Origin of the sequence: Lysinibacillus sp. KU-BSD001, from assembly GCF_042920265.1 — a bacterium.
Taxonomy (GTDB): Bacteria; Bacillota; Bacilli; order Bacillales_A; family Planococcaceae; genus Lysinibacillus_B.
The window spans coordinates 84,442-111,401 of record NZ_JBDQZI010000008.1 but is presented as its reverse complement, the minus strand read 5'-3'; the positions used below and the strand labels follow the sequence as shown (position 1 = coordinate 111,401).

Below are 26,960 nucleotides of genomic sequence, written 5' to 3'. Positions count from 1 at the left end.
TTTTGACTCTTTCTTCATAAAATACATGAGGAAATTGCTACTTGTTCATCCCCTCTAATAAACTGTTCTATCTATGATAAGTAACCCCCCTTTACACAAATGAAAAGTATTCAACAGAAATACGCTTCCCATTGAATACTCATTCAAAAATGCTGTATAGCGTAATTTCAAGAAATCTCTACCTTTCTAAATCAAACATCCCGAGTTCCACTGCATATTGCTCTCCCGCATTAATATCATATTGAATCATGCGGTAATCATTGATTAGCTCTTGAACGTTTGCTGGCAATTCATCTTCGTAAACAAATATTTCATCTGACCGTAAAAAGTACTCTCCCCACCGCATTACAGGTACTGTTTTTTGCAGCTCAAACATAAGCGCATAATACGGTGTTAATTCCACATTTAACTGTTCAAGTACAATCGAGCTAATCATATTCGGACTAACGATTGGATCGTCTAAAATTTCCGCTTCAAAATTGTTGTAAATAAAATAATCTGTCTCGTAAAATACTTCATTTTCTTGTTCGCCCTCTTCATCAAAGCCTTCGAACACATCGGGCGGCAAATGATCGCCAAAAAATACGACAGTAATCGGTTTATCCATTGTTTCAATTTCTTCGATAAAATGTGCTGTAGCCAAATCTGTATAGTGTAAGCCTTGCACATACGTTTCAATGCGCGCTTTTTCTTGTTCGTCTAGCTCATTGAATACTTCAAAGTCATTATTATATTTATTTTCATCATACGGGCTATGATTTTGCATCGTCGTTAATAACATAAACAAGTTCCCCTCTGTATCCTCACGAACAATATCTAATACTTCCTCATACGCAGATGCATCACTAATATACGTGCTATTGTCTAATTTTTCTTTATAGGAAAGATCCATATTGCCCCCTTCATAAATGAAAGGGTCGAATCCAAACTGCTCAAACACGTCTTTTCTTCTATAAAGATTTGCATTATACGAATGGACAGCTATTTTTTGATCAAATAAATGAGGAAAACTTGGTGCTTCCTCTAAATTGGGCACTAATAACGTGTATGGAATAAGTAGCGATGGGTGAAAAAAATTGGTGCTAAATGCTGTTAACACTTCGTATTCAACATTTGCTGTACCTCCACCGTAATTAGCACCTAATAATACCCCAGAAGTCGTTTCATTGAACAAAGATCGAATAAAAGGAATGGGGTCATCTGATAGTTCTAGTCCAGGTATTCTAAGAGGGTCCGTAAAGCTTTCACTTAACACAAAGATCACAGTATGATCTTCTAATGTTCCTTTGTCACAATTCATTTCTATTGCTTTCTCTTTATATTTTTCAACAATATCGCTTACCGCTTCATAAGAATAGTCTTCGGGCACCTCTTCCATCACTTGAATATCTAAATTTTTTATAAACCCTGCTATCGGACCATTCGAGCTATAATCCTCCTTTAAATCCCAATAACTATCTGTAATACCGAAAGAAGTAGCGATGACTTTATAAGGATTATTCGCGTGATTACTATTTAGAAAACTGTAAAACACGAAACATAACAGCAAGGATACGAGAAGCCTTTGTTTTCCTGTATGGACTGGCTGAGATTTAAAATATTTGAGGAGAAAAAAAGCAGTGATTAGCAAGAAGATAACACCGATACTCACAATTATATGCACTTTATTAATCATTTGGATAATATGATTGATTTCAAAAATCATTGTAAGATCACTCGGTAAAAGCGGCTCATTTCTATAACTGAGCTTTAAATAATTGGCAATGGAGAAAAGAAGCGTTGTACTAAGGAGTAAAAAGGAAGCATATATTTTCCGATTAACAATCACAAGAAATGCTAAATACAAAACGTATAACAAAATGATATCAAAAATATAATTATGCCAATAATGTTGTGTATAATACACGACATCTCCCAACTGAAATTGACATTGAAAATAAATTAAAATACATTGTGCAACTAATAATACAGCTAGTGTGAAACAGCCCTTTTTCAACTTACGGATGAAAGCATATTGTCCACCTACATTTTTCTTGCGGTTTATCATACTAAAAACCTCTTTGTATTTTTTGTTATATTTTATTTAAAATTTCAGTTATTACATAGACAATAGTGGAAGATATGAATGTTATATTTTCATAATATCTTTCACCATTTATAAACATAAATTTAAAAAGAGGTTGTAATTACTTTTAGGATATTGTATTTAGTACTTTTCCAGTTCAACAATAACCCTAAAAAATTCTCTTTACATCTTTTCACTTTTCGATGTAGTATTTTTTATTATCAAACTAAACAGAACTTCGTCTCCTATTACATTTATTGATACAAATTCTTTTGTCTTACCTTATCGTAATGGATTAATCTCAAAAAGGAATCGAGGAATCACGATGGCGAAAAAACCGACACTAATTTTAATGGCCAGCTTTGCAGGATTGATTTTACTAGGAGCCTGTTTATTGAAGCTTCCGTTTGCGACTACCGCGCCTATTTCATGGGTTGATGCATTCTTTACAGCAACATCTGCCGTTTGTGTAACGGGGCTTGTCGTCATGGATACCGCAGATAGCTTTACGATGTTCGGTGAAATAGTGGTACTTACGCTCATTCAGCTTGGCGGGCTTGGGTTTATGACCGTCTCTTCTTTTTTATTATTGTTTTTTAAACGGAGAATTTCCTTAAAAGATAAGCTCATCTTGCAGGAGTCTTTTAATGCCTACTCCATCGAGCAAGCGCTATATTTATTAAAGCGGATTGTCATGTATACACTCATCATTGAATTGATTGGTGCCGTTATTTTAGCAATGCGTTTTTCGTTTGATATGCCCATTACAAAAGCAATTTATTATGGTATTTTTCATGCTATTTCGATGTTTAACAATGCAGGGTTTGACCTATTTGGCGGTTTTTCGAGCTTAACAAGTTATCAAAATGACATTGTGATTGTTTTTACAGTCTGTTCCCTTATTTTATTTGGTGGGCTTGGCTTTATTGTCATCGACGAGCTACGACACTTTCGAAAAGGAAAGCGCCTTTCTTTATACAGCAAAGTCATTTTATCTATGACAGCTTTTCTTGTCATTGGCGGAACAATAGCGGTTTGGTTTTTTGAAACAAGACATGGTGGTGCCCTTGTGGGTGCGACATGGAAAGAGCAATTTTTAGGGGCTTTCTTTCACAGTGTAACGCCTCGAACAGCTGGAGCAAATACCTTACCAATGGATGAGCTCACTATTCCAACTTTACTTATGACGATTGTTTTTATGTTTATTGGCGGTGGTTCTGGTTCTACTGCGGGGGGAGTAAAAATCGCGACAATTACGCTGCTCGGTGCAGTGATTTGGAGTCAATTACGTGGTTCAACTGAAACGGTATTATGGAAACGGACCATTTCTAATTCGCTTGTTCTAAAGGCTTTTACGCTCGTTAGCTGTAGCGCTCTTTGGGTTTTTTTAACTACGATTGTACTCGCTATGACGACGAAGGGCTATACGATGATGACCTATTTGTTTGAAGCAACAAGTGCATTTGGAACAGTAGGACTATCGCTTGGTCTTACACCAATATTGTCTCCAGCAAGTGAAATCATGATTATGTTGACGATGTTTCTTGGGAGACTCGGTACTTTAACAATTTTATATGTACTGCTCGCCCGTCCAGCGAATCGATTCCGCTATCCAAATGGGGATTTGATGATTGGTTGATGTCAGAATCTACATGTTGTCATATTTTAAAATAACATAATTAGCATTGGTGCAAAATGAAAGCTGCTTACTCTTTGAATGTTAAATCATTCTCCTGTAAAGCAGCTTTCAGTTTAGGTAAAGAAGACGGGCCTATGCCATGAAGTTGCAAAATCTCTTTTTCACTATACTGTGATAGCTCTTGCAAAGACGTGATTCCATTCGATTGTAATGCTCGTCTTGCTGGTGCCGCAAGTAACGAAAGAAAGCCTGTGTTAGGTTTTCGCTCACCTTCACAAGTTGGACAGGTTGGACAAGCCGAGCTTTTATAATACGTGTGTCCCTTATCACATATTCTTTTACTTTTTTCTGAAGTAGCCATTTTAACAACCTTCCTTCCATTCAAATACATCCTATCCATTTTCCTAGAACTTTTTATCTGTTATTATACTATGCCATAATTTTTAACATCGAGCATCAACATTTCACACTTACCTGTTTTTTATACTAGGCCATTCACCATTAATTTAGAAAAGTATCACCAAAAACTATTACGGATGACCTATCATTCTTTTTTCTCATTCCTTTTTTTACTTGATATGTGTATATTAGTAACGTTATTAAAATTTAAGATTGGAGAGAAGCAATGACATTTTCAGAGAAAGATTTAGTAACTAGTAAGGAAAAGATTTATTTTGCCATTTTATGCATCGTTAGTGCACTTGTTTATATTGTGGCAGCAATATCCATCATCGGTATCATTGTCATCTTGTTCCTATTCCTTTTCTACTGGTTCATACATAATCTAGCAATTGTTAATATTCGAAAAAACGGTGTCAAACTAAATGAGCAACAGTTTCCTCATTTTTATGAACAAGCGAAAGACATCGCACAACGCATGAATCTGACACAGGTACCAGATATTTATGTCATGCAATCGGGAGGTATTTTAAATGCCTTTGCAACAAAATTCGGCTTAAAAAACATGGTTGTATTATATGCAGATGTTTTTTCATTAATAGATGAACAAGGTCAAGAAGAAGTGCACTTTATCTTAGCACATGAATTTGCGCATATAAAACGCAAACATGTAGGGCTAGGTTGGCTGTTAATGCCAGGCTTACTTGTGCCTTTTTTAAGTAATGCGTATTCACGTGCCTGTGAATTTACGTGCGACCGCTACGGTGCCTATTACAGTCAGTCCCATGAAGCAGCAAAAAATGCACTAGTAATGCTAGCGATTGGGCCTCAATTATATAAGCAGGTAGATCAAGTAACATTTATGAAGCAAATCGAAACAGAATCAGGCATGTTTAGCTGGATCGATGAAATATTGTCCACACATCCCAATTTACCAAAACGTGTCCATGCGATTAGTGGCTTCTTCCAAGCAGATCAGACACCTGTTATAAAACCTTCTTATAAAGGCGTTATCCTCGGAATCGTTGGCTTAATTGTGCTCACTATTTTATTCTTCATTGCCATTTGGTGGACGCTTAATACGGTTTCTCAACTAGAAGATGAGCTGCTACTAGGGAATCATTTACCATTAGAAGATGGTAGTATGAGTGGAGATTATTCCTATACGTATGACAAGGCAAGTATGAGTGATTTAATGCTTGCGGTTGTGGACTGGGATTTCAACGCTGTCCAACAATATGCAAAAGATGACCAGGCACTAAATGATGTAAGTGATGAAGGATATACAGCCCTTCATCTTGCTGTAATGGAAAGCAATCACGAAATCGCTTCTTATTTATTAGAACAAGGGACAGACCCAAACACAATGGATATTTATGGATTTACACCACTAATTGAAGCTGCTTCGTACGGAGATTCGGAAATGGTAGAACTGCTGTTAACACACGGGGCAGATAAAACAATGAAAGATTCTAGCGGCTATGACGCCTATCAATATGCGATGGATTACGGCTATTTCGATATCGCACAATACATTGAAAACTACTAAAAAACGGTAGACAAAGCATTAGCCTTGTCTACCGTTTTTATATTTCTACGAACAAATCCTTATAAATTCACAAATGCCTCTGACGCATCTAGCTTTACCTTAATCACACCAGATTCATATAGCCAATTCGCTGTTTTATCCCATGCCTCTTGCTCCTGATGGCCAAACTTCACACCTTCATCCTCCATTAATGGTAAAAGGATGTTTAAGCTTTCTTTTTCAACATCCAGATCTAATGGGAAGCTCTCATTTTCATGGTTAAAGAGTACTTCTAGCCCTGCATTTGGATCTTTCTTCACATCCTCATGACCTTTTGTCACAGCTTGCCAAAATTTCGTAATTTGCTCTTTTTTCTGTTCGAACGTCTTCTCACCTGCTACAACTACTAACTCATAGCTATTTGGAACACCATAGTCATCTAATTTTAGTAAATCGATGTTGTAGCCTTCTTTTTCAAGTAATACCATTTCATGATTAATATACGCCCCGACAACAGCATCCACTTGATCCGTTGCTAATGATGGCATTAAGTCCCAACCAACATCCGTCATTTTTACTTGTTGCACATCACCACCATCATTGGCAACCATTGAAGCGACAATCGCTTCACTTACTGTTGTGGATGGATAACCTACTCTTTTTCCTTCTAAATCCTTCGGCGATTGGATCCCACTTTCTTCTTTATACATAATCGCATCTAATGAATGTCTTACTAGTGCTGCCACTGATACAACAGGGATATCCTCAGCACGTGAAACTAATAGTTGTGATTGGTAGCTAATTGCTAAATCCACTTTCCCTGTAGCCGCTAGCTTTAAAGGATCATTTGTATCAGCAGGCATTTGAATTTCCACATCTAAACCTGCATCTTCAAAATAGCCTTTTTCTTTCGCCACATAAATCGCAGAATGCACGGCATTTGGATACCAATCTAACATAATACTAATCTCTTCTAAATCCTTCGTTCCTTGTTCACTATCCTTATCCGAGCAACCCGCCATAATCATGGCGAAACTTGCTAGCAATAATGTCCATACATAAAGTTTCTTCATATTAAAAATGCTCCTTCTACTTGTTTTTCCATCGTAATACACGTTGTTCAATTATAGAAACAATCGTAAATAACACGATTCCTAATACAGTTAAAATGGTAATAGCTGCAAATACACCTTCTGCATTTAAATTACCTGACATTCGTCTACTATAATAGCCGAGCCCTTCACTCGCTCCGAGCCATTCTCCAATCGTTGCACCGACTAAAGCGTAAACAATCGATAGCTTTAATGCTGAAAAGAATGACGGTAGCGCCATTGGAATTTGTAGTTTACAAAAAATATGCCAACGAGTGGCGCCCATTGATCGGAATAAGTCTACATACTCCCGATCTGTCGCCTTTAAACCATCATAAGTACCCACTACGATAGGGAAAAATGAAATTAAAATCGTAACGGCAACCTTACTCCAAATCTCATAACCAAACCAAAGGATAAAGATTGGGGATAAGGCAATGATCGGGATCATTTGCGAAATGAGAACAGCTGGATACAGCATTTTCTCGATCGTTTTAGAATAAAACATACTGACCGCTAGTAAAACACCGCCCACTACTGCAATGACAAACCCGATTGTAAACTCTAATAATGTCACAGGCAAATGCTCTAAAAAAAGCGGGCGCCAATTTTCAATAATCAGCATCAATACACCCGTTGGCGCTGGAATAATAAACGCCGGAACCATGTCAGCACGTACCGCCCACTCAACAGCTAGTAAAATGGTGCAGCTAAACAAAAGAAATAAATAATACGTTTTAAACCAATTTTTAATCGTATTCATGAGCAATCTTTCTCTCTACGTTTTTTCTTAAAGTCACAAATTCCATCTCATGTAACATATCTGGTCGACGTGGGCGTTTTAACGGGACGGGAATCTGTTCAAGTTTTTTGTCTGCATGTAGTAATAAAATACGGTCGCTTAAATAGCAGGCCTCATCTAAATCATGGGTAATAAATAATACCGTTTTATTAAGCTCCTGCCAAATCGACAGTAACCAAGCTTGCATATCCTTTTTCGTAAAAGCATCCAGCGCACCAAAAGGTTCATCCAGTAACAGTACGTCCTCCCCTATTAACAGCGCCCGTAAAAAGGAGACTCTTTGCCTCATGCCACCCGATAATTGCTGGGGAAGCGCATGTTCATATGCTAATAGGCCCGCACGCTCCAGCCATTGTCTTGCCTCTTCCTTCGTATAGCTTTGGTCTTTTTTTACTTCTGATGGCAGCATCATATTGTCCAACACTGTTCGCCACGGCAACAATAAATCACGCTGTGGCATATAGCCTACATCGCCCAGCTTGATGGGGCGCCCATTTATGGTGATTTCCCCCTCATCAGGCTGCAAAAGACCCGTAATTAATTTCAAAATGGTGCTCTTTCCCGTACCACTTTTCCCTATTAATGAAACGAACTCGCCCGATTTGATTTCTACATCCAAATTAGAAATCACTGCCTGTTTATCATAGGAATAGGATACATTTTTCAATACGAGTGTCATCTTCGTTCCACCAACTCCACAACATCAATTCTGCCTGGGCGTCATTGCGTCCGCCAAAGGCTTTCACTTCTTTCAGCTTGTATTTTACACCTGCTAAAAGAATTAGATTGGCCAATCACGTTTGAAATAGTTCATATCCCAAAATAAATACTCATATTTCGATGTAATTTGGAAATGCTTTTCAAGTACAGCTAGCTCTCGTTCTGGCTTCCCATCCGCTAGCTCATCCATTAAATCAATTAACCATTTCGCTCCTTGTGCAAATTCCTCAGAGTCATATGTCTCAATCCATTTTGCATAACGGTTAGATGCTAATTGATCCCCGTATTGCTTTCTTAATAATTTCCCAATTTCCCAATAATCCCATGCACAAGGCAAAAGACTCGCTACAACCTCTGCTAAACTACCATTTTGAGCAACATTTAACATATAATTCGTATAAGCTAAGTTGTCTGGTGTTGGCTTAGTCTGCTCAAGCTCTTCTCGTGTAATACCAAATTCAGCCGCAAATTGACGATGCAACTCCATTTCAAAATGAAGTGTATCATGCAATACTTTAGAAAATTTGTTCATCATGTCTAAATTATGTGCTTTCGTCACACCTACTGCAAATAGCTTCGCGTAATCGATTAAATATACATAATCCTGCTTCATATACTGAATGAATTTTTCCTCCGCTAATGTTCCTTGTCCCAGCTCCTGTACAAATGGGTGCTGATGATTCTTCTCCCAAATCGGTTGCACATTCTCATAAAGCCTATTTGTAAATTTCGTCATTTCAATTCCTCCTAAACTTAATACTATTAGAAAGACACATCTCGCTCAAAATAGGGAGAGGTACTGTCGCATCTTTACGGATATTCATGAAATACTTTGCTGTCTACTAAGAAAAGCGCAAGCGCCCTCTCTAGCCCCGACATGCGTTGGAGAAAGGCTCACAGTGTGCTTGCCACACGAAGAGACTTTCGAAACGTCACGAGGGGCTGGTCCGCTTGCGCTAGACACTCTTTAAACTAGAAAAATTTTATACTTTCTTATCTTTTAAAAAAACCGCTTCCCCATATGGAAAGCGGCTATAAAAAGCATAGAGCTCTTTATTCCCTACTTTCCTACGCTAGCATGAACTAGATCAGGTGCAAAGGGTACAATCTCAGCCAATACGGCGCCCCTAGTAGTGTTATTCGTATAAAATTAAAAAACCCCACTCACAAAGCGATGAGTGGGGAGAATAAGTCCTTCTTATCCTACGACAACCACTTTCCTACGCTAGCGTGAACTAGTACAGGTTCAAAGGGTTTAGAACAATTGTTCAATCTCAGCCTTCAAATAAGACTCCCCTAGTGTGTTCTAATTACTATTTATAACAATAACATGAATTCACTAAAACGCAAGACAAGATTTTTTTGACAATGCTTTCCGCGGATCCATAACTATAAACTTCAACGTCCTATTACCGTCTTCGCCCTTCGCCAAAAGTGCATACTTCTTCACGTTTTAAAAACCAAGTCCCCTTATATTGAAGTCCACCTTCCCTCACTTTCAACCATTGCTTCCCAACAAAAATTAATCCATTTATATACTTTAACATTTATTCCCTCAACCATTCACTATACAATAAATACCACATACAGTCCTTTTTTAACCACTTACGTTTAGGTTGCGAAAAGAGCGTTTATCACCTGCTACACTAGAGACAGAAAGGAGCTTTGCAAATGAAAGTCCAACTAACCGTTCATGAGCAATATAAAGAAATAGAGGTACATGTGTTTACAGATGCTTATACAAATGAAGTAGAGCAGCTCATGAAAACATTAAAGTCCCCCAAAATCTCTATGATCGACGGCTATAATGCTACAGAAATTCGCATGTTGAAATTAGAGGATATTTTCACGATTTATGTGGAAGATGGAAAAGTGTATTTTCAAACAGCAGAAGAGGAATTTGAATCAAAGCGCAAACTATATGAGCTTGAAGCATTGTTTGAAGCGAGCTTTGTCAAAGTGAATAAATCTACACTCGTGAATTTATCCAAGATTGTATCCATTCAAATGGGCATTGTCTCTACCCCGCAACTCTTACTAGACAACGAAACAACGATACATATTAGTCGGAAATATTTTAAGCTACTGAAGGAAAAATTAATGATGGGGAGAGAAAACGGATGACGTACTTAAGAAGCTGTTTATTAGGTGTATTAATCTCATTAAGTACATCTTATATTATTGTAACGCTAAGTATCTTTACTGAGAATCGTGCTATTTCCGGTGACGAGCTACTGCATCAGTTACTCATTGCGATCGTCATGGGCATTGTCATCGGTCTTGCTACGACCATTTATGTAGTAGACAAACTCCCTTTTACTATCGCGACAATTATACATTTTACGGTCGTTACATTCGTCGTCATGTCTGCAGGGATCGTTGGTCAATGGTTTGACTTCAATGAACCAAGCTCCATCATGAAAGTATTTATAAATGAAGTCATTGCCTACCTCATTATTTGGGTCGTTATTTATATTTTAATGAAACAAGAAGTAGCACAATTAAATCAATTAATTCAAGAAAGAAGGCGAGAAGATGAACAGCATAGAAGTTAATAATTTGCGTAAAAAATACGGCAACTATGAAGCTGTGAAAGGCATATCATTTTCTGTCAAAAAAGGCGCATTGTTTGCGTTTTTAGGCACGAATGGCGCAGGCAAATCAACGACAATCGAGATCCTGTGCACGCTTACTCAAAAGACGGCTGGTGAAGTAACCATCGCAGGACAGCCCTTAAAAAATCAGGATGCGATTCGCAAAGAAATCGGGGTTGTATTCCAACAAAGTATTTTAGATAGTCAACTATCCGTGTATGAAAATATTATGCACCGAGGGAATATGTACAAATTAACAAAAACAACCTTACAAGAAAATTATGCTTTCGTATCGCACTATTTACAATTAGCAGATATCGAACATAAAAAATATGGCTGTTTGTCAGGTGGTCAAAAACGCCGTGCAGATATTGCCCGTGCCCTCATCCATAAACCAAGTATTTTGTTTCTGGACGAGCCTACAACTGGACTTGATCCCCAAACACGCATTTTCGTTTGGGAAGCGATTAAAAAGCTACAACAAGAAACCGATATGACGATTTTTTTAACAACTCATTACATGGAGGAAGCAGCGGTCGCAGATGATATTGTCATTATTAAACAAGGAGAAATTGTCGCACAAGGGACACCGCATGCGTTAAAAGATCAGTATGCATTCGACCAAATGACATTGCTATTTAAAGATCAAACGATAGGGGAACAGTATTTGCAAAACCAAAACCTCACGTTCCAAGAGAAAAATGGCGTGTATTATGTCCGTATTCGTTCCACAATAGATGCACTGCATATTTTAAAGGAACTAGAAGAAAATTTAGCGTCATTTGAAGTAATCAAAGGTTCCATGGACGATGTATTTATGTGTATTAATGAAGAAGGAGTTGCGATATGAGTACTATATTTAGTCTAATCAACCGCCACAATAAAGTATATCGCCGCGATAAAACGCTTGTTTTATTTTCTTTTTTATCCGTATTAATTGTGATTACTTTATATGCCGTGTTTCTACAAAAATTACAAGTGGATGCTATTGAAGAAATCGTCCCCGCTTCTTCTGAGATTACAACACTTGTCAATGAATGGATGGTAGCTGGGTTGTTATCCATCGTGACCGTTACAACAACGCTTGCGGCATTCGGCATTTACATTCGCGATTTAGAAACAAAGGGATTGGCTGATCTCTTGACCGCTCCTACCTCTCGTGCAACGCTACAATTCAGCTATGTTGCAAATGCTTGGATGATCGGGTTTATTTTATCTGTCGTAGCATTTATTTTATGTGAACTGTTTATTGTTTCAACAGGCGGTCATCTGGTGGATGCTGGAACATTTATTGAAATCGTTGGCATTATTGCATTATCCGTGTCCCTTAGTAGCATGTTTAACTTATTTTTCACATTACTCGTTTCTACACAAACCGCTTTTTCAACATTGAACACAATTATCGGAACAGCAATCGGCTTCTTATGCGGCGTATATGTACCGATGGGCTCATTACCCAATGCGGTACAAAACGTCATCATGTTTTTTCCGATTAGCCATTCGACCGTATTATTCCGAGAGAAATTAATGGTCCATTCGTTAGACAACGTATTTGCAGGTACTCCGGAAGTACTGGCACAATATAAAAAGAATTTCGGTGTAGTCTATGAATGGAACAATACCCTTTTATCAACAAGTGTGAGCTATATCGTAATCATTGGTTCGACCATTGCACTAGCAACAATCTCCCTTCTGATCTTTAAACTAAAAAATAAATAAACAAAGAGGGTGTACAGAAAGTAAAAACTTTCAGAACCCCCTCTTTAATCCTTCATCATGATCCATTAAGAACTATTGCTCCTGCGGTGGTCGCAAGTGCCGTCTCAAAATGTCTTTTCAGACGGCCCCTTCTCTCCTATTTTTCAAACGAGTCGGCACTAACCGAGCGAGCAAAATGCCTAGCACTACACCATATGCAATATGCGCTACTAGCCATAAACCAAAGGATGGCACCGACAAAAGGGGCGGTGTACGATCTGATAATGCAGTCGTTGGATACAGCGCTATCGCAATGACTATATTCACAATAACTGTAAATGAAATGAGTTGTTTACTTGTAAAGGACTTTTTCCAAGCAATCCATACGATGACATACGTTAAAATCACAGCGATTATAAGATGAAACGTAAACTCCACCCACTCTGGGAATGTGTACTCTTTTACAATGGGAATATAGTCCACATTCATCAATAATGTATAGATTTTATAGCCTGTCACATATTGCATCCATTTCATTAACAATCCTAAAAAGATACCTGCGATAATACTATAAACAAGCGTATGGAAGATAAAGCGTGACATTTAACCCCCTCCAAAATATAAGTACATCTGTCGTGATTTTTGTAGGCATTATTCATATAAAATTCAACTCGTCTATAAAGCTATGAAAATACATTGTATCTACAAATTACGTGCAGTGTTATATAGATTTTCGGCAGTAGTGGACACTTGATGAATTTCATGATCGATTATTTCTACGCCATTTATAAGCTGTTTAAGCTCGGCTGCTATGAGTTGAATCGCCTTTTCATTATGCTCGACTTCTTGTAAAATGTGGTCAAACTCTGCCTGTGCATCATAAGATACCGTTTGACTTTCTGCGGTAGCCGTTTTTACTTCCTTTAAAGAAGAGCTGACATGCAGCGATAAACGGGAGGTTGTGTTAACAAGCTCTGCTATATGGGCGACCGATTGCTTCGATTGTTCTGCTAGTTTACGGACTTCCTGTGCCACAACTGCAAAACCTTTGCCGTATTCACCTGCTCTTGCTGCCTCAATCGATGCATTGAGGGCAAGTAAATTCGTTTGATCTGCAATAGACTGAACAATCGCCAACACATCGTAAATCTTTTGAGAAGACGTTGCTAGCTCATTTGCTACAGCAGTCATATCATCCATTTTCGTCACCATTTGTGCAATTTGCTGTTCTAGTTGTTTCATATAACTACTTCCTTGCACGGCACGAGCAGAAACATTTTTCACAGTTTCCACATTGTTTGTAATATTTTGATTCAGTGTAGTGGTTGAACACTGTATGTTGTCCATTTGATTCGTAGTTTCATCGGTTAGCCGTGCTAAATCTTCACTAATCGATGAGATACTGCCCTTTAACTCTTCTTTCACAACTGTATATTGCGCATCAATTAAACGACGGTTTTCACGCTCATACTCTTCTAATACAATTTGCATCTCAAAATTGATCCACTTGGACACAACCGTTACAATTTGCAATGCCTCCACCTGAACAGTAGGCTCCTCCACTAAAATACGAACCATAATTTCTTGCATCTGTTGAAACGTTCCCATATACCATTTCGGGTCTAACCCCATTTTAAAATGGATGCGTGCTAAATGACGTTTTCGTTCTATCACTTCTTCATTTAATCGACCATTAAACATTGAAATCGTATGTTCACCAACAACCGCTTTTAGCTTTGACACACTACTGCGTGATTCAATGAGTTGCTTTAACTCTGGTACTTCCAGGATTTTATCATAAAATACATTTGTAATTTCATTCACATGTTGCTTAATTGTTGACTGAAATGACATAAGTGTTTTGAAATCTTCATCTGTTAAATTAATTAAATTCAATTGCTTTTGAATGGCACCTAATTCTTTTTTATCAATTACAGGCTGAAAATGATCCAAATTGTTTATTGGTTGTTGTTGTTTCTTCATAAAGAGACCAAACATACCATCATCTTCCTTCATTTAGAGTATAATTCCATTATAAATTGAAAAAAAACATTGTCAAATAATCAGAAGCTGAAGTTAGACAAAAACGAGACAAAAAAATTGAATATTTTTTACATTCCATGTATTATACGTATAAAAACTTGGAAATGGAGGCAAACACTTTGTCTAACTTCAATGAAAAAATGTTATCCATCCAACAAGTATCATTAATCACTGGTTTATCTAAACCGGCCATTCGGAAATGGGAAGACCGCTACCATACTGTAACACCCCAAAGATTACCTAATGGGCGTCGTATTTATACAGAAAAAGATGTTAAAATACTACTTACTGTTCGTAACCTTGTAGATAAAGGGCTCACAATTCAACAAGCAACTATACAAGCCCATCAGGAAAACACACCATTACCTACACTTGAATCATGCGAACCAATGATTCATAATGAATATTGTATACGTTTACTTGAATATGGCTCAACTTGTGATGTCATTTCGATTAAACGAATTTTGCAAGAGGCACACCATAAACTAGGGATAGAACGTTTTTTAGATGAAGTCGTCGTTCCTGTTATGTTCGAAATCGGTATCAGATGGGAAAAAGATAGGTGGAATCCTTTTCAAGAGAGTGTTTCTTCCACCGTTATTCGAGATTATTTAGTCGGTCTTCGGAATGACATGCATATGCCAGATGATGCCCCGTTGTTGATTGGTGCTTGCTTGCCTGGTGAATCCCATGATTTACCTTTATGTATTTTGTTGCTCAAGGCGCAAATGCATGGATATCGTGTATATTTAATTTCAAGCTCACCTGCTCCAGGAGCCATTGAACAGCTAATTATTTATTTTAAGCCAAAAGTGGTATTACTTTCGGCTATGAGTGAGTTACCATTTACAACCTATCCGGATGTACTACCAGCACTTGATGTATTTGCAGCAGATTACCCTGAAGTTCATATGTTTATTGGTGGAAGTGGCACAAAAGAGTATTTAAAAACACACACTTTACATACAATTCGTTATATTAATGATTTACAAGATATATTAAACGAGGTGGAAATATGACATGTAAAAACTGTATTGTCGGCTCTGTCCAATTCCAAGTAAAATTAACCGGGGAGAAAAACGAAGCAATCATTCCCCTACTAACTGAGCATTTAATGCGCTTAAGTTATGATGTCGTAGAAAAAGATAACTATCTTGTCGTATGTGAAGAAGCGATGCATGAACTCACTGATTTTTGTGAAGATTTCGGGGATATATCAAATATTACTTTTACTGTTGATGAAGATTGGTTACCATTATCTGAAGTGCATCATGTATTCAGCGCTTCATGGGTAGATGCAATTATTAAACAAAATCGAATCATCTGTTATTCGCAACCAATCATTCAAGCAGACAAAACGATTTTTGGACATGAAGTATTAGCACGCTTCATCGCAGAAAACGGGGACATCCTATCACCTTATCCTGTTTTTCAAGCAGCTAAATTGCGTGGACGCCTATATGCACTTGACCGTGCATGTCGCTTAACAGCTGTTCGTTATGGAAAGTTTTTATCGGGGAAAATCTTTATTAATTTTATCCCTACATCCATTTATGCACCTGAATTTTGTTTGCGTTCCACAGAACAAGTCGCTCGCCAATTAAACATCGAACCAAAACGATTCATTTTTGAAGTCGTAGAGACAGAACAAGTAGACGATCTGCCGCATTTAAAACGGATTTTAGCTTATTATCGTGAAAAAGGGTTTGAATACGCGCTAGATGATGTGGGCGAAGGCTTTAGTACAGCTGACTTACTAGCAGATTTGCAACCACACTATATGAAACTAGATCGTAAATTCGTAGACGGTGTAGCACACGATCCTCATTTACAGTCCGTCGCTCAATTCTTTTTAGAAAAAGCAAACGAAATTGGCGCAACCCCTCTAGCTGAAGGCATCGAAACAAGAGAAGACTATTTATATTTAAAAGGGCTTGGCTATCAATTATTTCAAGGCTACTTATTTAGTAAACCAAGTGCAGTACCGATTACAGAAATTGATTGGCAAGCTATTTCATAAGCAACATTAACACCCACCCTTCATCTTTTCATGAGGATGGGTGTTTTATATACTAAATTCAGTGCGCTTACTCTACCAACTCATCGGCTAATTTTTTCCGACTAATCCAATAACTTTGTAGAGAGAAAACGGCTAGTATCGTAAATAAAAATAGTAAACTTACAACCAGCAGTATTTTTACATTGAACACAATTTCCGAACCAACATCTACAAGCGCTAACAATTTTGTAAATGTTGTACCAATGATGCTTCCAGCTACAAGCCCATATACAACAAACAACAATACTTGGGATAAAATCAGCTTCATTAACCCATTTGGTGATAGCCCAACGAGTCGCTGAGTAGCATAATCCACGCGCTTACTGTAGATCGTGTGCAATAATGTTTGAATTACCCCTAAGCATGTCGCGACAATTAGGACAACTAAAACGCCGACAAATAAGCTCCAACGTTGGTAAAACATCTTATTATTTTCTTCCATGTATGTGTCATAATCAGAAAATGTGAGTGCTGGCCATTGCTCGTGTAAAAAGCTTAATTCATTTAATGTTTGTTGAATATGAGCTGTTTGGACCATAACATCTGTTACAATAACGTATGGTGATGTTTGCACAATTTCAGATGACCAGTCAAGATACACCTCACTCCCCATCGTTTTCGGTTCAACAATCGCAACTACTTCTGCTGAAGAGATTTCATCTACACTTTGGTATGCATTATTCCATACACCTAAACGAATTTCATCGCCAATCGTTAATTCATGTAGTGCAGCATAGTCGGTTGTGACAATCATCCCGTTCCTAATATCACCTGTTATTTCATCTATTTTGCCGCGCTCTATTAACTGTTCTATATCTACAGCTGTCATTTGAGCCCCGATCCAATCGTTATTCATAAACAAGTCAATTGGGGAATTATTACTTCTCGCATAGGCAAAATCAACAGATGGTAACGCTTCAATATCTTTTACAACCTCATTCGGAAAGGTCGGATCCCATAAGTCATTTTTAATAGCAATCGGTGTTTCAAATAAATAATCGATATAATCTTTTTCATTTTCTTGAACAGATTTAAATAAGGTTGTCCCGAAAATAAGAATAACCATTAAGCCAATAATACTTAACACAATCGGCATATTTTTGCGTACTTGAGGCATGAGTTGCTGACAAGCTAAATACGCTTCTTTCCCAAGTAATATGCGTACTGGTTGTATTCCTATTTTTAGTAAGAAGGTAAATATATATGGCATCGTATAAAGAATAATTAAACTCATCAATAAACTGCCAATTAATATTAATAAATCTCTTTCTCCTGAATTTATACCAACCATTGCAGGTAAAAAACATAGCATTGCACTACCGAATACAAGGGACATGGCAAAGCGCTTACCTTTTGTCAGTCGTAATGCAGTTGAATAATTATCCGTTGCAATTTGTAACGGTAATAATCGCATGCTTTTTCGAACTTGCCACTGAATCACCACCTGTAATATGACAAATATAGCTGCTGTAATAATCAATACTAGCCAGATAGGAAATTCCGTCCGCGCTGCTGGCAGTTGCATTGTTTCAACAAGGAATGGCAACCACAATTTTATAACCGCTAAGCTTGACAATACCCCACTCAGCAAACCGACTGTCAAAATTGTCATCAGCTGTGTTTGTACGATTTGTCCAACTTGATGTTTTGTTGCCCCAAGTGCACGTAATACCATTAGTTGTTCCTTCAATTTGTAGAAAACAAGTTGGAATGTTGAGATGAGTAATACTACCGTAATCAATAAAACAAAAACGGATAAAACAATAATAAAAATTGATAACGCTTGGAAATTCTGTTTGGCGAAATCATATTCATTTACAATATCAATCCGTAGCTCATTGTCTAATCCTTGTAAAAGCTCGGTAATATGTTGTGGTGAAGCGCTTTTATCAATATCAATTAGCGTATACACACCGACTTCATAATCTTTAATCGTCAGCCAGTTTCTTACTGTATCATTTGCTAATATGATTGCTTTTACATCTGACGCATTAGGTAAAGGTGTTAAAATTTCTTTCACTATATAGGGATTAGATTCAATATCGATTGTGTCACCTACTTGTTTTTTGGAAAGCTGAGCAATTTTTTCTGAAATTACGACTTCGTTGGCTTCAATATTCTCATTGAAATGATAGCGACTTTTTACAAGGTCGTCATTTTCCACTCCAATTGTATATACATTATCTAATTGTCCCTCAACACTTGTATGTGTAAGAAGGATTGGTGATACCCCAGTTACACCATCCATCGCTGTGATGGCAGTTAATTGCTCACTTGTTACCCATTTTGCTTGTTCTGGGTTGTAACCAGCAAACATCTCTGCTTCACCAAATAACGCGTAAATTTCTTCCTGCATTTGTGCTTTTGCATTCCAAATATACATGGACATCGTCAGTATTAAGCACACAGAAACTGTAATAATACTAATACTCGTCATAATTTGTGTAGACGCTGCTCGAAATAATTTTAGAGCAATTGCTTTTAGGTTAAACATTAGTGCTCACCTCTTGAAATGACCTTAAACTTAGCAACAATCGCATCTAAATCCTCTGCTGTTTTTTGATTGTGATAGCTATCCATAATCGCTCCGTCGTGGAAAAACAACACGCGATTTGCGTAGGTCGCTACATATGGGTCATGTGTCACAAGTAAAATCGTTTGCTCCATATTCTCTTGCAATGATACAAGTAGCTGCAAAATGTCATCGGTCGTATTGACATCGAGTGCTCCAGTTGGCTCATCGGCAAGTAAAATGGGCGGATTCGTAATAATCGCTCGGCCAATCGCCACTCGCTGTTTTTGCCCACCCGACAACTCATGTGGTCTATGCTTTCGCCATTTGTCTATATGTAGTTGTTTCATCACTTGCTCTACCCGCGCTTTAATCTCCTTACTCGGCACATCATTTAAAATAAGGGGCAAGGCAATATTATCTTCTACATTTAAATCTTGCAGTAAGTGGAATGATTGAAACACAAAGCCGATATTTTCCTTTCGAAATTTTGATGCATTAGGCTCTTTATAAATATCGTTTGCTTCCTCCCCAAACAATAAAATTTTCCCTTCTGTCGGTGCATCAATTGCACTAATCATATTTAAAAAGGTACTTTTCCCCGAGCCGCTCGTGCCCATAATCGCCACCATTTCACCGTGATAAATCGTACAATGAATATTTTTTAATGCATTGACCGTATGTTCCTTTTGCTTAAATACTTTCGATATCCCCTCTACTCTTAACACTTCTGTTAACCGCTGCGTCGGAATCGGAATTTTATCAATGACTGTCTTCAACGGATTGAACCCATTCATCTATGTACGCCCCCTTTAACTGTTGTCTTAAAGCTTGTAACCCTCGTCGAATATGTGTTTTCACCGTACCTTCTGGACATTCCAAAATGGCTGAAATTTGCTTGACGGAATAATCTTGATAAAACCGGAGTAGCAACACTGTTTTATACCTTTCTTCTAATCGGCACAGTGCCTGCCATAAATCGAGCTCCTCTTCAATATGACTAGAAGATGGTCCTTCTAGTAAATCTAGTTCAGCTGGTTCAATCATATCTTCTCGTTTCTTTTTCGCTATGTATGTTTTGCTACAATTAATCACAATACGCGTCATCCATGTTGTAAAATACTGTTGCTCTTTTAACCGCTGAATCCCTTCATACGCTCGTATCATTGATTGCTGTAAAATATCGACAGCGTCATTTTCATTTTGCACATACACAAAGGCAATGCGGTAAAGCTGCCCTTGTAATGGCTCGATTAGTTCATAAAACGCTTCCTCGTCCCCTTCTTGGGCAAGCTGGACTAAATTGATGTGCTTTGTAACGATATGAAACGCCCCCTTCCACCCATTAGACTCCTACAAATGACATTTCGATTCAAATATTTTACATTTTCAAAAAAAATATCGGGTGCTATACATAGCACCCGGCACTCTTTCATAATTTTTTATTTATACAATCAAAAGGATGAAATGTTGATTTCCGTTCCAGCACTCCAATCAACTTTTATCCGCTCTATGGAAAAGGTTTGGAGTACCTACTCTATCTATAACTAATTAAGAACAACTAAAGGATATTTTATAATCCCTTCACCATAACGGTTTAATTTCTTCTTCGTCGGTTTCAAATTCAGCAACACGTGGTGCATAATAAAATACAAAATAACAGAAAAAGCCAATGAATATGATAATCATCGTGATAAAAGAAGGCTTAAAAATATTCGGTAGTAATATTAAAAGAAAAGGTGCTAAAAATGAAAAAATAGACGTGCTCATCCGTGCTTTTTTTGTTAAATAAATTTGCTTTTGACAATTATCACATTTAATCCGAAAAGACATATAAATTTTCTTTCTACTTTGTGTCGCCGTAAAAATGTGCTGACAATGAGGACATGTCGGTTGTTTTACATTGCGTAACTCAAATGTGATGAGTAAACAAATATTTAATGTAATTAACAAACAAAGCAAATTGATCAACCATGCAAATGGATTACTCCCCATAAATGGGATAGCAAACATAAGTAAGCCTATATACACAGCACCAATCGTATACACTTGCCAGCGTACAACATCTTTCCAAGTTACCAAGTCAATACGAACTGCCACTAGAATATAAATTAGTAGTAAATACGATGTAACGACCATTGCACTCAATAGTAATGCAATCGCTGCTATCCCAATGGCATTATTTATGGATAAAAATTCCCCAACAATAAAAAATGGCATACCAAACCAAAACGGATAAGTAAAGATACTTAAAATAAAGGCCACGACATGTAATTTCCATAGTCTTTTATGCTCTCGTAAAATTTGTTTTACTCGTATAACTCGTGGAATGTGTTGCCAACGTTCGATTACAAATAAAAGTCGAATACTTAGTCCAATCGCTGTCACTATAAGAAAAACATTCACTGCAAAAAGGATAAGCGTCTCATCGAACCATTTTTCATGTGTTACCTCAAGTACAGCTTCTCCTGCTGTCGTCATATTTGGTGCTTGAGACGTTTGTGATAACATGACAAAGAAAATTGCCATAACAACAAAGCTTGGTAAAACTAATCGATAGCCCCAGCTACTCTGCTTTCTCTTATGACCATATATAGTTTGCTGTATCATTTGTTCCTTTTGTTCATCCGATAATCGTACACTATTTAGCTCCCTTGTTAGTTGCTCTTTCCTCATGCCCCCAAACCTCCTCTTCCTGTAATATGATTTTTAATTTTTTACGCGCACGCTGGAGCCTTGATTTTAACGCTGACTCTGACACACTTGTTAAAGCAGAAATTTCACCTATCGAAAAATCTTCATAATAATACAATACAATGACTTCCCGGTATTTTACTGGCAGTGCAAGGACAGCTCGCGTGACTTCCCCGCGCATTTCCATATTAAGTAGTAGTTGCTCAGTTGTTGCACTAGGTTTTCCATGAATTTTTTCTAATAAGACTAGGCGCTTATTTTTCCAACTACGTAAATAATCATAACTACGATTAATGGTCATTTTAACTAAATAAGTTTTCAACTTCGCTTCCCCTTTAAATTGGGACTGTTTACGATAATAATTAAAAAACACATCTTGCACTACTTCTTCAGCAGCACTGGCGTCTTTCGTATAAATAAAAGCAACTCTATATAAATAATCACTATATGTATGTATTAATTGCTGAATATCCATGTTGCGCCCTCCTTTCACCTGTATTGACGGAAGTAATTGGATAACGGATGCAAAATTTCCTAAAAAATTCTGCACTTATTAGGACTAGATTCTTTACGTTTTACAATCAGGTACATATTTCCCCTTCGAAACGAGCCAGTCCCCACATACTTGGTACCTTTTGTAGGCTATTCACATAAAAATAAGGTTAATAAGCTGATGGAAGGATGACGTTTTGAGTAAGACTGTTACACATTTTTTCGGGCACGCCATGACCGGGCAAGGCATGAAAAATATTTATAAAGACTTAATGAATGAAGCAGAAACCGTATATCTCTTAAAAGGGGTACACGGCTTTCAAGTAGCTACACTTCTACAAAAATTAGGTAACTACTACCATGAAAAGGGTGCTGAAATCGAATATTTTCACGATCCTCTATTTGAACAAACAATTGAAGCGGTATTTGTAAAAACACTGCATCCTATTTTATTTCTTCAGGCAACACACCTAACGATTGAACCTACTTTTATAAATAAGCGAAACCATGTCATTTCCCTTTCTGATTGTGTAGATAAGCAAAAGCTCGCCCCCAATGAAACGTTTCTCACGCTAATAGAAACAAAAAAAGCCTATTATCAGCAATGCTTCGCCGCGCTCGCAAACGCTATTCATATCCATGATGACTGGGAAGTGGAAACGAGAAAACAGATGAATTGGAAAGGATTAGATCAGCAATATGCGGAGTTAGTCACTCATCTTTTTGAAGAGAAAAAGCTAGAGAAGCCTTCTACATTAACCCATCGACTGCTTGGTACATTAACGCCTGCAGGAGCTCGTGATACCGTGCAAAGCATTACTCAAAATTTGGAAAAAAGATTGTTCATAAAGGGGTATCCCGGTACAGGAAAGTCTTCTATGATGAAAAAACTAGCAAACGAAGCATTAAACCGTGGATTTGATGTGCAACTCGTGTGGTGTGGGTTAGATTCTAATTCAATTGATATGGTTATTTTACCTGAATTGAAGTTTTGTATTTTTGATAGCACCGAGCCACATGTCTACTTCCCGGATGAAAATCGTTCAGGTGACGCCATTTTTGACATTGCCAAGCACTGCCAGCCAACAACAGTAGAGGAAGAAAATATTAAGAACATTGTCGCTAAATACAAAGCTGCCATCAGCGAAGCAACCCATTTTGCCAAACTATATGCCGAGGAAGAACGAAAAGTCCGAGAAATGGTCGATGATGCACTAAATCTAAACGAATTGGAAAAACGGACAGCGAAGCTATTCGAGCTAATATAGAACTGTAAAATCGTGCTAGGTACTACTGCTTGGGGATGAAAACCCAACACCTGATACCTAGCACCTTCCCTATTATTTAACATAATATTTTTTGTATATGTGCATTTTAATGTTCCAACATAACAATTGAATTTAAAAATCAGCCTCCGTGTTGCGAGCTTATCGTCTCATTTGCTTGCATTTCCGCTAAAAATAAATGTTTTTGAACGGTTCAATGTAGGATTTGGACTGGATATACGGTAGTATTTTGCTCCCACCGGTTTGTTTTGCTCGGATGCAGCGACTTTTTGCTCGGATACCGTAGCTTTTTGACCGTTTACCGCGCACTTTTGCTCGGATACGGCAGGGTTTTGCTCGCACCGATGTGTTTTGCTCGGATGCAGCGACTTTTTGCTCGGATACTTTAGCTTTTTGACCGTTTACCGCGCGCGTTTGCTCGGATACGGCAGGGTTTTGCTCACACTAGTTTGTTTTGACTGTTCAATATCGATAGTTTTAAGATGATTTATATACATAAAGGAAATTTATATGAATTTATAGAATGACTTATAGAGGAAATCATTTCTTCTACAGTTATTTTTTGAAACATTTATCCGCTTTATCCGTATATGAAATGATTAACAGTTTAATAGAATAATATCGGAGGAATAAAAAATGAAGAAAAAAATCTATACATCTGTTTTAGCATCAGCACTTATTGTGCCAGCAGTTGTTGTACCGGCAAGTGCTGCAACATCGTTTTCTGATATTTCCGTGTCAAGTCCATATGCAGAGGCAGTGGAATTTTTAAAGGAGCAAAATATAATTACCGGATATGGTGATCAAACATTTCGTCCAACAGAAACCATCTCTAGACAACATGTGCTCTCGATTTTAAGTAAAATTGCGGATTTGACACCTGTTCGTGATGGAAAAACTTTCAAGGATGTACCGACTACACATCCTTATTATGAAGCAATTCAAAATGCCTATCGTGCGGGCATTATCGACGGTTATCAAGACCAGACATTCAAACCTGATGCGCCGATCACACGTGCTCAAATAGCTAAAATATTAGCACTTACTTTTAATTTACAAGCTGATACAACTTATACATTCCAAGACGTACCAGCAAGCCATTGGAGTAACGACTATATTCAGGCTCTTGCTGGGACAGGGGTTACAACGGTAGCGAACAATGGGCTTTACGAGCCAAATGAAAACTTAACAAGAGGTCATTATGCGCTATTTTTATATCGACTACTGCATAGCGAGAAGGAGTCAGTTATGAACCAACATATCGGTCATTGGAGTGGGACGATTGACATTCCTCAAATTCCTTTAAGTGTTCAATTAACATTAAAAGAAGACGGCACTGGTACATTCTCTGTTCCAGCACAAGGACTAACCGATTACCCTATTAAATCGGTAACTGTAAAAGATGATGCTGTTCGTATGGAGATTGATTTAGCAGGTTCTTCCATCATCGTTGAAGGGACTGTAAAAGAAAATCAAATAACAGCTACTTTCACACAAAACGGCATGACTTTCCCGGTGACATTCACACCTTACGAAGCGCCTTCCGAAGCACCGGAAGTAACATATGAAGAATGGGCAGTCCCTGTTACAGATGGCGAATTAAAAGTAGCGGTAGAATGGCCAACTGTTGAAGCAAATGCACCCGTTCCTGTTGCCATTATCATTGCAGGCTCAGGTCCTACAACAAAAGATGGTAATACGGTTCTTGGTGAAAATAATAGCTTAAAAATGCTTGCGGAAGATTTAGCAGCACAAGGAATCGCGACAATTCGTTTCGATAAACGTGGTGTGGGCGATAATGCTAGCCTCGTTAAAAAAGAAGAAGATGTAACATTTAATACTTTTGCACAAGATGTCGAAAGTATTGTGAAAGCAGTGAATACCGATGCACGCTTCTCGGCAGTGCATGTCATTGGTCATAGTGAAGGGTCATTAGTAGGGATGGTTGCTGCTACATCTACAAAAGTCGATTCCATCATCTCCATCGCTGGTGCAGGGCGTCCAATTGATGAAGTATTAATGGAACAATTAACACCTCAACTACCAGCAGACTTACTAAACTTAAGTAAAGATATATTAGCGTCATTGAAAAAAGGCGAGCTTGTGGACGATGTACCGGAAACATTGTATTCCTTATTTAGACCATCTGTTCAGCCGTATCTCATTTCTTGGTTACAGTATGATCCGGCTAATGTTCTAAAATCTTTGGACATTCCAACACTTATTATCCAAGGGAAAAATGATTTACAAGTAAAAGTAACTGATGCAGAGCGTCTAAGTAAAGCAAATCCAAGTGCTGAGGTCGTTTATTTGGATACGATGAACCATGTATTAAAAGAAGCACCAACTGACACAAAAGGGAATATGGACACTTATTCAAATCCAACGCTCCCTCTTGCTGAAGGGCTAGTGGAAGACATCAGCTCGTTTATTTTAGAAAAATAATCACATTTACACTTCTATAAATATTTACAGGCGGCTACATGTTTAGCCGCCTGTACTTACGATAAAAATACTTACTTTCAACAATACTCTTTATAATCCTTGAATAATAAACCAAACAACAGGAATAAACAGCGCAGGCAGCATATTCACGGTTTTGCTATCTTTAATACCTAAAATCGATAAGCCTGATGCAAAAATTAAAATACCGCCAACGATGGACACTTCTGTCATAAGTTCCGCCGTTAAAAAAGGTTCAATATACTGCGCACTTACATAAATACCACCTTGCCATAAAAAAAGAACGACAGCCGAAAACATAATACCAATCCCATACGTGGCGGCTAGTGCCATGGAGGTCACTAAATCAAGCGTCGCATTCGTCAATAAATATGTATGATTATCATGTAACGCACTTTCAATCGGTCCTAAAATCGATAACGTCCCCACACAAAATAATAAAATCGCAGTGGATAAGCCTTTGCTCAGCTCTGAATTGCCAAAACGTCCGACAAGCCGATTAAAATGCCCTTCTAAATCGAGTATAGTTCCGATTAAACTGCCGACAGCTAAACTAATAATAAATAGCACGGGAAATATACTATTTGGCATATTCGTAACAATCGCATTCGCCCCTAACGCAACAGCCGCAAAACCCATCGCATTAAATAAAGCTGTTTGATACTCTTCCTTAATGCCCTTTTTAAGCACCGTGCCAATGATCGTACCTATAATAATCGTGCTCACATTCACAATCGTTCCAAACATTTCGCACCTCCTTATCATGTATTATAGTAAAAAGTACACCATCACGTCATAGTACCTTCTATTTTCATACAATATATTCCACAAGTATTCACCTATTTTATTTATAGAAAAAGGTTGCCGCATAAACT

The 26,960-nt window shown here is 37.7% G+C and carries 25 protein-coding genes and 2 riboswitches; of the genes, 10 read left to right on the top strand and 15 right to left on the bottom strand.

Features of this window, described 5'->3' with window-relative positions; all coding sequences use genetic code 11:
* Nucleotides 1-178: 178 nt before the first annotated feature.
* Nucleotides 179-2,047, bottom strand: coding sequence for an LTA synthase family protein (locus tag AAGS61_RS13045; protein WP_391372512.1), 1,869 nt, complete (start codon nucleotides 2,045-2,047; stop codon nucleotides 179-181).
* Nucleotides 2,048-2,390: 343 nt separating this feature from the next.
* Here AAGS61_RS13045 and AAGS61_RS13040 point away from each other — a divergent pair, with 343 nt between their 5' ends.
* Nucleotides 2,391-3,704, top strand: a complete 1,314-nt coding sequence (locus AAGS61_RS13040; protein WP_391372509.1) for a TrkH family potassium uptake protein — start codon at nucleotides 2,391-2,393, stop codon at nucleotides 3,702-3,704.
* Between the two features lie 67 nt (nucleotides 3,705-3,771).
* Here AAGS61_RS13040 and AAGS61_RS13035 read toward each other — a convergent pair whose 3' ends face one another.
* Nucleotides 3,772-4,065: an RNA polymerase alpha subunit C-terminal domain-containing protein gene (locus AAGS61_RS13035; RefSeq protein WP_391372506.1), complete on the bottom strand. Its 294-nt coding sequence runs from the start codon at nucleotides 4,063-4,065 to the stop codon at nucleotides 3,772-3,774.
* 264 nt (nucleotides 4,066-4,329) lie between these two features.
* On the opposite strand from AAGS61_RS13035, the gene AAGS61_RS13030 reads away from it, so the two are divergent.
* A complete protein-coding gene (locus AAGS61_RS13030) occupies nucleotides 4,330-5,652 on the top strand; it encodes a M48 family metallopeptidase (RefSeq protein ID WP_391372503.1) in 1,323 nt (440 codons plus the stop codon).
* Nucleotides 5,653-5,711: 59 nt separating this feature from the next.
* Here the strand turns inward: AAGS61_RS13030 and AAGS61_RS13025 are convergent, their stop codons facing one another.
* From AAGS61_RS13025 to AAGS61_RS13005, 5 genes are all read right to left on the bottom strand, one after another.
* Nucleotides 5,712-6,704, bottom strand: coding sequence for an ABC transporter substrate-binding protein (locus AAGS61_RS13025; RefSeq protein ID WP_391372500.1), 993 nt, complete (start codon nucleotides 6,702-6,704; stop codon nucleotides 5,712-5,714).
* Between the two features lie 16 nt (nucleotides 6,705-6,720).
* The gene (locus AAGS61_RS13020) at nucleotides 6,721-7,485 is read right to left on the bottom strand and encodes an ABC transporter permease (RefSeq protein ID WP_391372497.1); all 765 of its coding nucleotides are present in this window, start codon (nucleotides 7,483-7,485) and stop codon (nucleotides 6,721-6,723) included.
* Nucleotides 7,472-8,203, bottom strand: coding sequence for an ABC transporter ATP-binding protein (locus AAGS61_RS13015; RefSeq protein ID WP_391372494.1), 732 nt, complete (start codon nucleotides 8,201-8,203; stop codon nucleotides 7,472-7,474). The genes AAGS61_RS13020 and AAGS61_RS13015 overlap by 14 nt, the downstream gene beginning before the upstream one ends.
* Nucleotides 8,204-8,305: 102 nt before the next feature.
* Nucleotides 8,306-8,980: a thiaminase II gene (gene tenA, locus AAGS61_RS13010; protein WP_391372491.1), complete on the bottom strand. Its 675-nt coding sequence runs from the start codon at nucleotides 8,978-8,980 to the stop codon at nucleotides 8,306-8,308.
* Nucleotides 8,981-9,292: 312 nt separating this feature from the next.
* A riboswitch (TPP riboswitch) is annotated at nucleotides 9,293-9,383 on the bottom strand.
* Nucleotides 9,384-9,444: 61 nt separating this feature from the next.
* A riboswitch (TPP riboswitch) is annotated at nucleotides 9,445-9,552 on the bottom strand.
* Between the two features lie 101 nt (nucleotides 9,553-9,653).
* Nucleotides 9,654-9,791 (bottom strand): hypothetical protein, encoded by a 138-nt coding sequence (locus AAGS61_RS13005; protein ID WP_391372488.1) that lies wholly within the window; start codon nucleotides 9,789-9,791, stop codon nucleotides 9,654-9,656.
* Between the two features lie 124 nt (nucleotides 9,792-9,915).
* On the opposite strand from AAGS61_RS13005, the gene AAGS61_RS13000 reads away from it, so the two are divergent.
* Genes AAGS61_RS13000 through AAGS61_RS12985 form a run of 4 tightly spaced genes read left to right on the top strand, consistent with a single transcriptional unit; the run spans nucleotide 9,916 to nucleotide 12,557 of the window.
* Nucleotides 9,916-10,368, top strand: coding sequence for a LytTR family DNA-binding domain-containing protein (locus tag AAGS61_RS13000; RefSeq protein ID WP_391372485.1), 453 nt, complete (start codon nucleotides 9,916-9,918; stop codon nucleotides 10,366-10,368).
* Nucleotides 10,365-10,799 carry a DUF3021 domain-containing protein gene (locus tag AAGS61_RS12995; protein WP_391372483.1) on the top strand — a complete coding sequence of 145 codons (435 nt, stop codon included), beginning with the start codon at nucleotides 10,365-10,367 and terminating at the stop codon, nucleotides 10,797-10,799. Before AAGS61_RS13000 ends, AAGS61_RS12995 begins: the two co-directional genes overlap by 4 nt.
* Nucleotides 10,780-11,688, top strand: coding sequence for an ABC transporter ATP-binding protein (locus tag AAGS61_RS12990; RefSeq protein ID WP_391372480.1), 909 nt, complete (start codon nucleotides 10,780-10,782; stop codon nucleotides 11,686-11,688). Before AAGS61_RS12995 ends, AAGS61_RS12990 begins: the two co-directional genes overlap by 20 nt.
* The gene (locus AAGS61_RS12985; RefSeq protein ID WP_391372478.1) at nucleotides 11,685-12,557 is read left to right on the top strand and encodes an ABC transporter permease; all 873 of its coding nucleotides are present in this window, start codon (nucleotides 11,685-11,687) and stop codon (nucleotides 12,555-12,557) included. The genes AAGS61_RS12990 and AAGS61_RS12985 overlap by 4 nt, the downstream gene beginning before the upstream one ends.
* Nucleotides 12,558-12,674: 117 nt before the next feature.
* Here AAGS61_RS12985 and AAGS61_RS12980 read toward each other — a convergent pair whose 3' ends face one another.
* On the bottom strand, nucleotides 12,675-13,139 hold the full coding sequence (locus AAGS61_RS12980) for a hypothetical protein (protein ID WP_391372475.1): 465 nt from the start codon (nucleotides 13,137-13,139) through the stop codon (nucleotides 12,675-12,677).
* Nucleotides 13,140-13,238: 99 nt separating this feature from the next.
* Nucleotides 13,239-14,552 (bottom strand): protoglobin domain-containing protein, encoded by a 1,314-nt coding sequence (locus tag AAGS61_RS12975; protein WP_391372473.1) that lies wholly within the window; start codon nucleotides 14,550-14,552, stop codon nucleotides 13,239-13,241.
* 146 nt (nucleotides 14,553-14,698) lie between these two features.
* On the opposite strand from AAGS61_RS12975, the gene AAGS61_RS12970 reads away from it, so the two are divergent.
* Together AAGS61_RS12970 and AAGS61_RS12965 are read left to right on the top strand one after the other, a co-directional pair.
* Nucleotides 14,699-15,598: a MerR family transcriptional regulator gene (locus AAGS61_RS12970; RefSeq protein WP_391372470.1), complete on the top strand. Its 900-nt coding sequence runs from the start codon at nucleotides 14,699-14,701 to the stop codon at nucleotides 15,596-15,598.
* Complete coding sequence (locus AAGS61_RS12965) at nucleotides 15,595-16,599, top strand: EAL domain-containing protein (protein ID WP_391372468.1); 1,005 nt, start codon at nucleotides 15,595-15,597, stop codon at nucleotides 16,597-16,599. Before AAGS61_RS12970 ends, AAGS61_RS12965 begins: the two co-directional genes overlap by 4 nt.
* A gap of 67 nt (nucleotides 16,600-16,666) precedes the next feature.
* Here the strand turns inward: AAGS61_RS12965 and AAGS61_RS12960 are convergent, their stop codons facing one another.
* The 5 genes from AAGS61_RS12960 to AAGS61_RS12940 form a co-directional block, all read right to left on the bottom strand.
* Nucleotides 16,667-19,132 (bottom strand): FtsX-like permease family protein, encoded by a 2,466-nt coding sequence (locus tag AAGS61_RS12960; protein ID WP_391372465.1) that lies wholly within the window; start codon nucleotides 19,130-19,132, stop codon nucleotides 16,667-16,669.
* On the bottom strand, nucleotides 19,132-19,947 hold the full coding sequence (locus AAGS61_RS12955) for an ABC transporter ATP-binding protein (RefSeq protein WP_391372462.1): 816 nt from the start codon (nucleotides 19,945-19,947) through the stop codon (nucleotides 19,132-19,134). The genes AAGS61_RS12960 and AAGS61_RS12955 overlap by 1 nt, the downstream gene beginning before the upstream one ends.
* Nucleotides 19,913-20,458, bottom strand: a complete 546-nt coding sequence (locus AAGS61_RS12950; RefSeq protein WP_391372697.1) for a sigma-70 family RNA polymerase sigma factor — start codon at nucleotides 20,456-20,458, stop codon at nucleotides 19,913-19,915. Before AAGS61_RS12950 ends, AAGS61_RS12955 begins: the two co-directional genes overlap by 35 nt.
* Nucleotides 20,459-20,734: 276 nt before the next feature.
* A complete protein-coding gene (locus AAGS61_RS12945) occupies nucleotides 20,735-21,826 on the bottom strand; it encodes a TIGR04104 family putative zinc finger protein (protein WP_391372460.1) in 1,092 nt (363 codons plus the stop codon).
* A complete protein-coding gene (locus tag AAGS61_RS12940) occupies nucleotides 21,792-22,319 on the bottom strand; it encodes an RNA polymerase sigma factor (protein WP_391372458.1) in 528 nt (175 codons plus the stop codon). The genes AAGS61_RS12945 and AAGS61_RS12940 overlap by 35 nt, the downstream gene beginning before the upstream one ends.
* Nucleotides 22,320-22,533: 214 nt before the next feature.
* Between AAGS61_RS12940 and AAGS61_RS12935 the strand changes: the two genes are divergently transcribed.
* Both AAGS61_RS12935 and AAGS61_RS12930 read left to right on the top strand, forming a co-directional pair.
* The gene (locus tag AAGS61_RS12935) at nucleotides 22,534-23,604 is read left to right on the top strand and encodes a nucleotide kinase (protein ID WP_391372455.1); all 1,071 of its coding nucleotides are present in this window, start codon (nucleotides 22,534-22,536) and stop codon (nucleotides 23,602-23,604) included.
* Nucleotides 23,605-24,258: 654 nt separating this feature from the next.
* Nucleotides 24,259-26,067 (top strand): alpha/beta fold hydrolase, encoded by a 1,809-nt coding sequence (locus tag AAGS61_RS12930; RefSeq protein ID WP_391372452.1) that lies wholly within the window; start codon nucleotides 24,259-24,261, stop codon nucleotides 26,065-26,067.
* 90 nt (nucleotides 26,068-26,157) lie between these two features.
* On the opposite strand, the gene AAGS61_RS12925 is transcribed toward AAGS61_RS12930, so the two are convergent.
* Nucleotides 26,158-26,832 (bottom strand): DUF554 domain-containing protein, encoded by a 675-nt coding sequence (locus AAGS61_RS12925; RefSeq protein WP_391372449.1) that lies wholly within the window; start codon nucleotides 26,830-26,832, stop codon nucleotides 26,158-26,160.
* Between the last annotated feature and the right edge of the window lie 128 nt (nucleotides 26,833-26,960).

Bases quoted from the DNA above. Each gene is read 5' to 3' on its own strand.
- AAGS61_RS13045 (WP_391372512.1), bottom strand. From the start codon at position 2,047: ATGATAAACCGCAAGAAAAATGTAGGTGGACAATATGCTTTCATCCGT.
- AAGS61_RS13040 (WP_391372509.1), top strand. From the start codon at position 2,391: ATGGCGAAAAAACCGACACTAATTTTAATGGCCAGCTTTGCAGGATTG.
- AAGS61_RS13035 (WP_391372506.1), bottom strand. From the start codon at position 4,065: ATGGCTACTTCAGAAAAAAGTAAAAGAATATGTGATAAGGGACACACG.
- AAGS61_RS13030 (WP_391372503.1), top strand. From the start codon at position 4,330: ATGACATTTTCAGAGAAAGATTTAGTAACTAGTAAGGAAAAGATTTAT.
- AAGS61_RS13025 (WP_391372500.1), bottom strand. From the start codon at position 6,704: ATGAAGAAACTTTATGTATGGACATTATTGCTAGCAAGTTTCGCCATG.
- AAGS61_RS13020 (WP_391372497.1), bottom strand. From the start codon at position 7,485: ATGAATACGATTAAAAATTGGTTTAAAACGTATTATTTATTTCTTTTG.
- AAGS61_RS13015 (WP_391372494.1), bottom strand. From the start codon at position 8,203: ATGACACTCGTATTGAAAAATGTATCCTATTCCTATGATAAACAGGCA.
- tenA (WP_391372491.1), bottom strand. From the start codon at position 8,980: ATGACGAAATTTACAAATAGGCTTTATGAGAATGTGCAACCGATTTGG.
- AAGS61_RS13005 (WP_391372488.1), bottom strand. From the start codon at position 9,791: ATGTTAAAGTATATAAATGGATTAATTTTTGTTGGGAAGCAATGGTTG.
- AAGS61_RS13000 (WP_391372485.1), top strand. From the start codon at position 9,916: ATGAAAGTCCAACTAACCGTTCATGAGCAATATAAAGAAATAGAGGTA.
- AAGS61_RS12995 (WP_391372483.1), top strand. From the start codon at position 10,365: ATGACGTACTTAAGAAGCTGTTTATTAGGTGTATTAATCTCATTAAGT.
- AAGS61_RS12990 (WP_391372480.1), top strand. From the start codon at position 10,780: ATGAACAGCATAGAAGTTAATAATTTGCGTAAAAAATACGGCAACTAT.
- AAGS61_RS12985 (WP_391372478.1), top strand. From the start codon at position 11,685: ATGAGTACTATATTTAGTCTAATCAACCGCCACAATAAAGTATATCGC.
- AAGS61_RS12980 (WP_391372475.1), bottom strand. From the start codon at position 13,139: ATGTCACGCTTTATCTTCCATACGCTTGTTTATAGTATTATCGCAGGT.
- AAGS61_RS12975 (WP_391372473.1), bottom strand. From the start codon at position 14,552: ATGAAGGAAGATGATGGTATGTTTGGTCTCTTTATGAAGAAACAACAA.
- AAGS61_RS12965 (WP_391372468.1), top strand. From the start codon at position 15,595: ATGACATGTAAAAACTGTATTGTCGGCTCTGTCCAATTCCAAGTAAAA.
- AAGS61_RS12960 (WP_391372465.1), bottom strand. From the start codon at position 19,132: ATGTTTAACCTAAAAGCAATTGCTCTAAAATTATTTCGAGCAGCGTCT.
- AAGS61_RS12955 (WP_391372462.1), bottom strand. From the start codon at position 19,947: ATGAATGGGTTCAATCCGTTGAAGACAGTCATTGATAAAATTCCGATT.
- AAGS61_RS12945 (WP_391372460.1), bottom strand. From the start codon at position 21,826: ATGAGGAAAGAGCAACTAACAAGGGAGCTAAATAGTGTACGATTATCG.
- AAGS61_RS12940 (WP_391372458.1), bottom strand. From the start codon at position 22,319: ATGGATATTCAGCAATTAATACATACATATAGTGATTATTTATATAGA.
- AAGS61_RS12930 (WP_391372452.1), top strand. From the start codon at position 24,259: ATGAAGAAAAAAATCTATACATCTGTTTTAGCATCAGCACTTATTGTG.
- AAGS61_RS12925 (WP_391372449.1), bottom strand. From the start codon at position 26,832: ATGTTTGGAACGATTGTGAATGTGAGCACGATTATTATAGGTACGATC.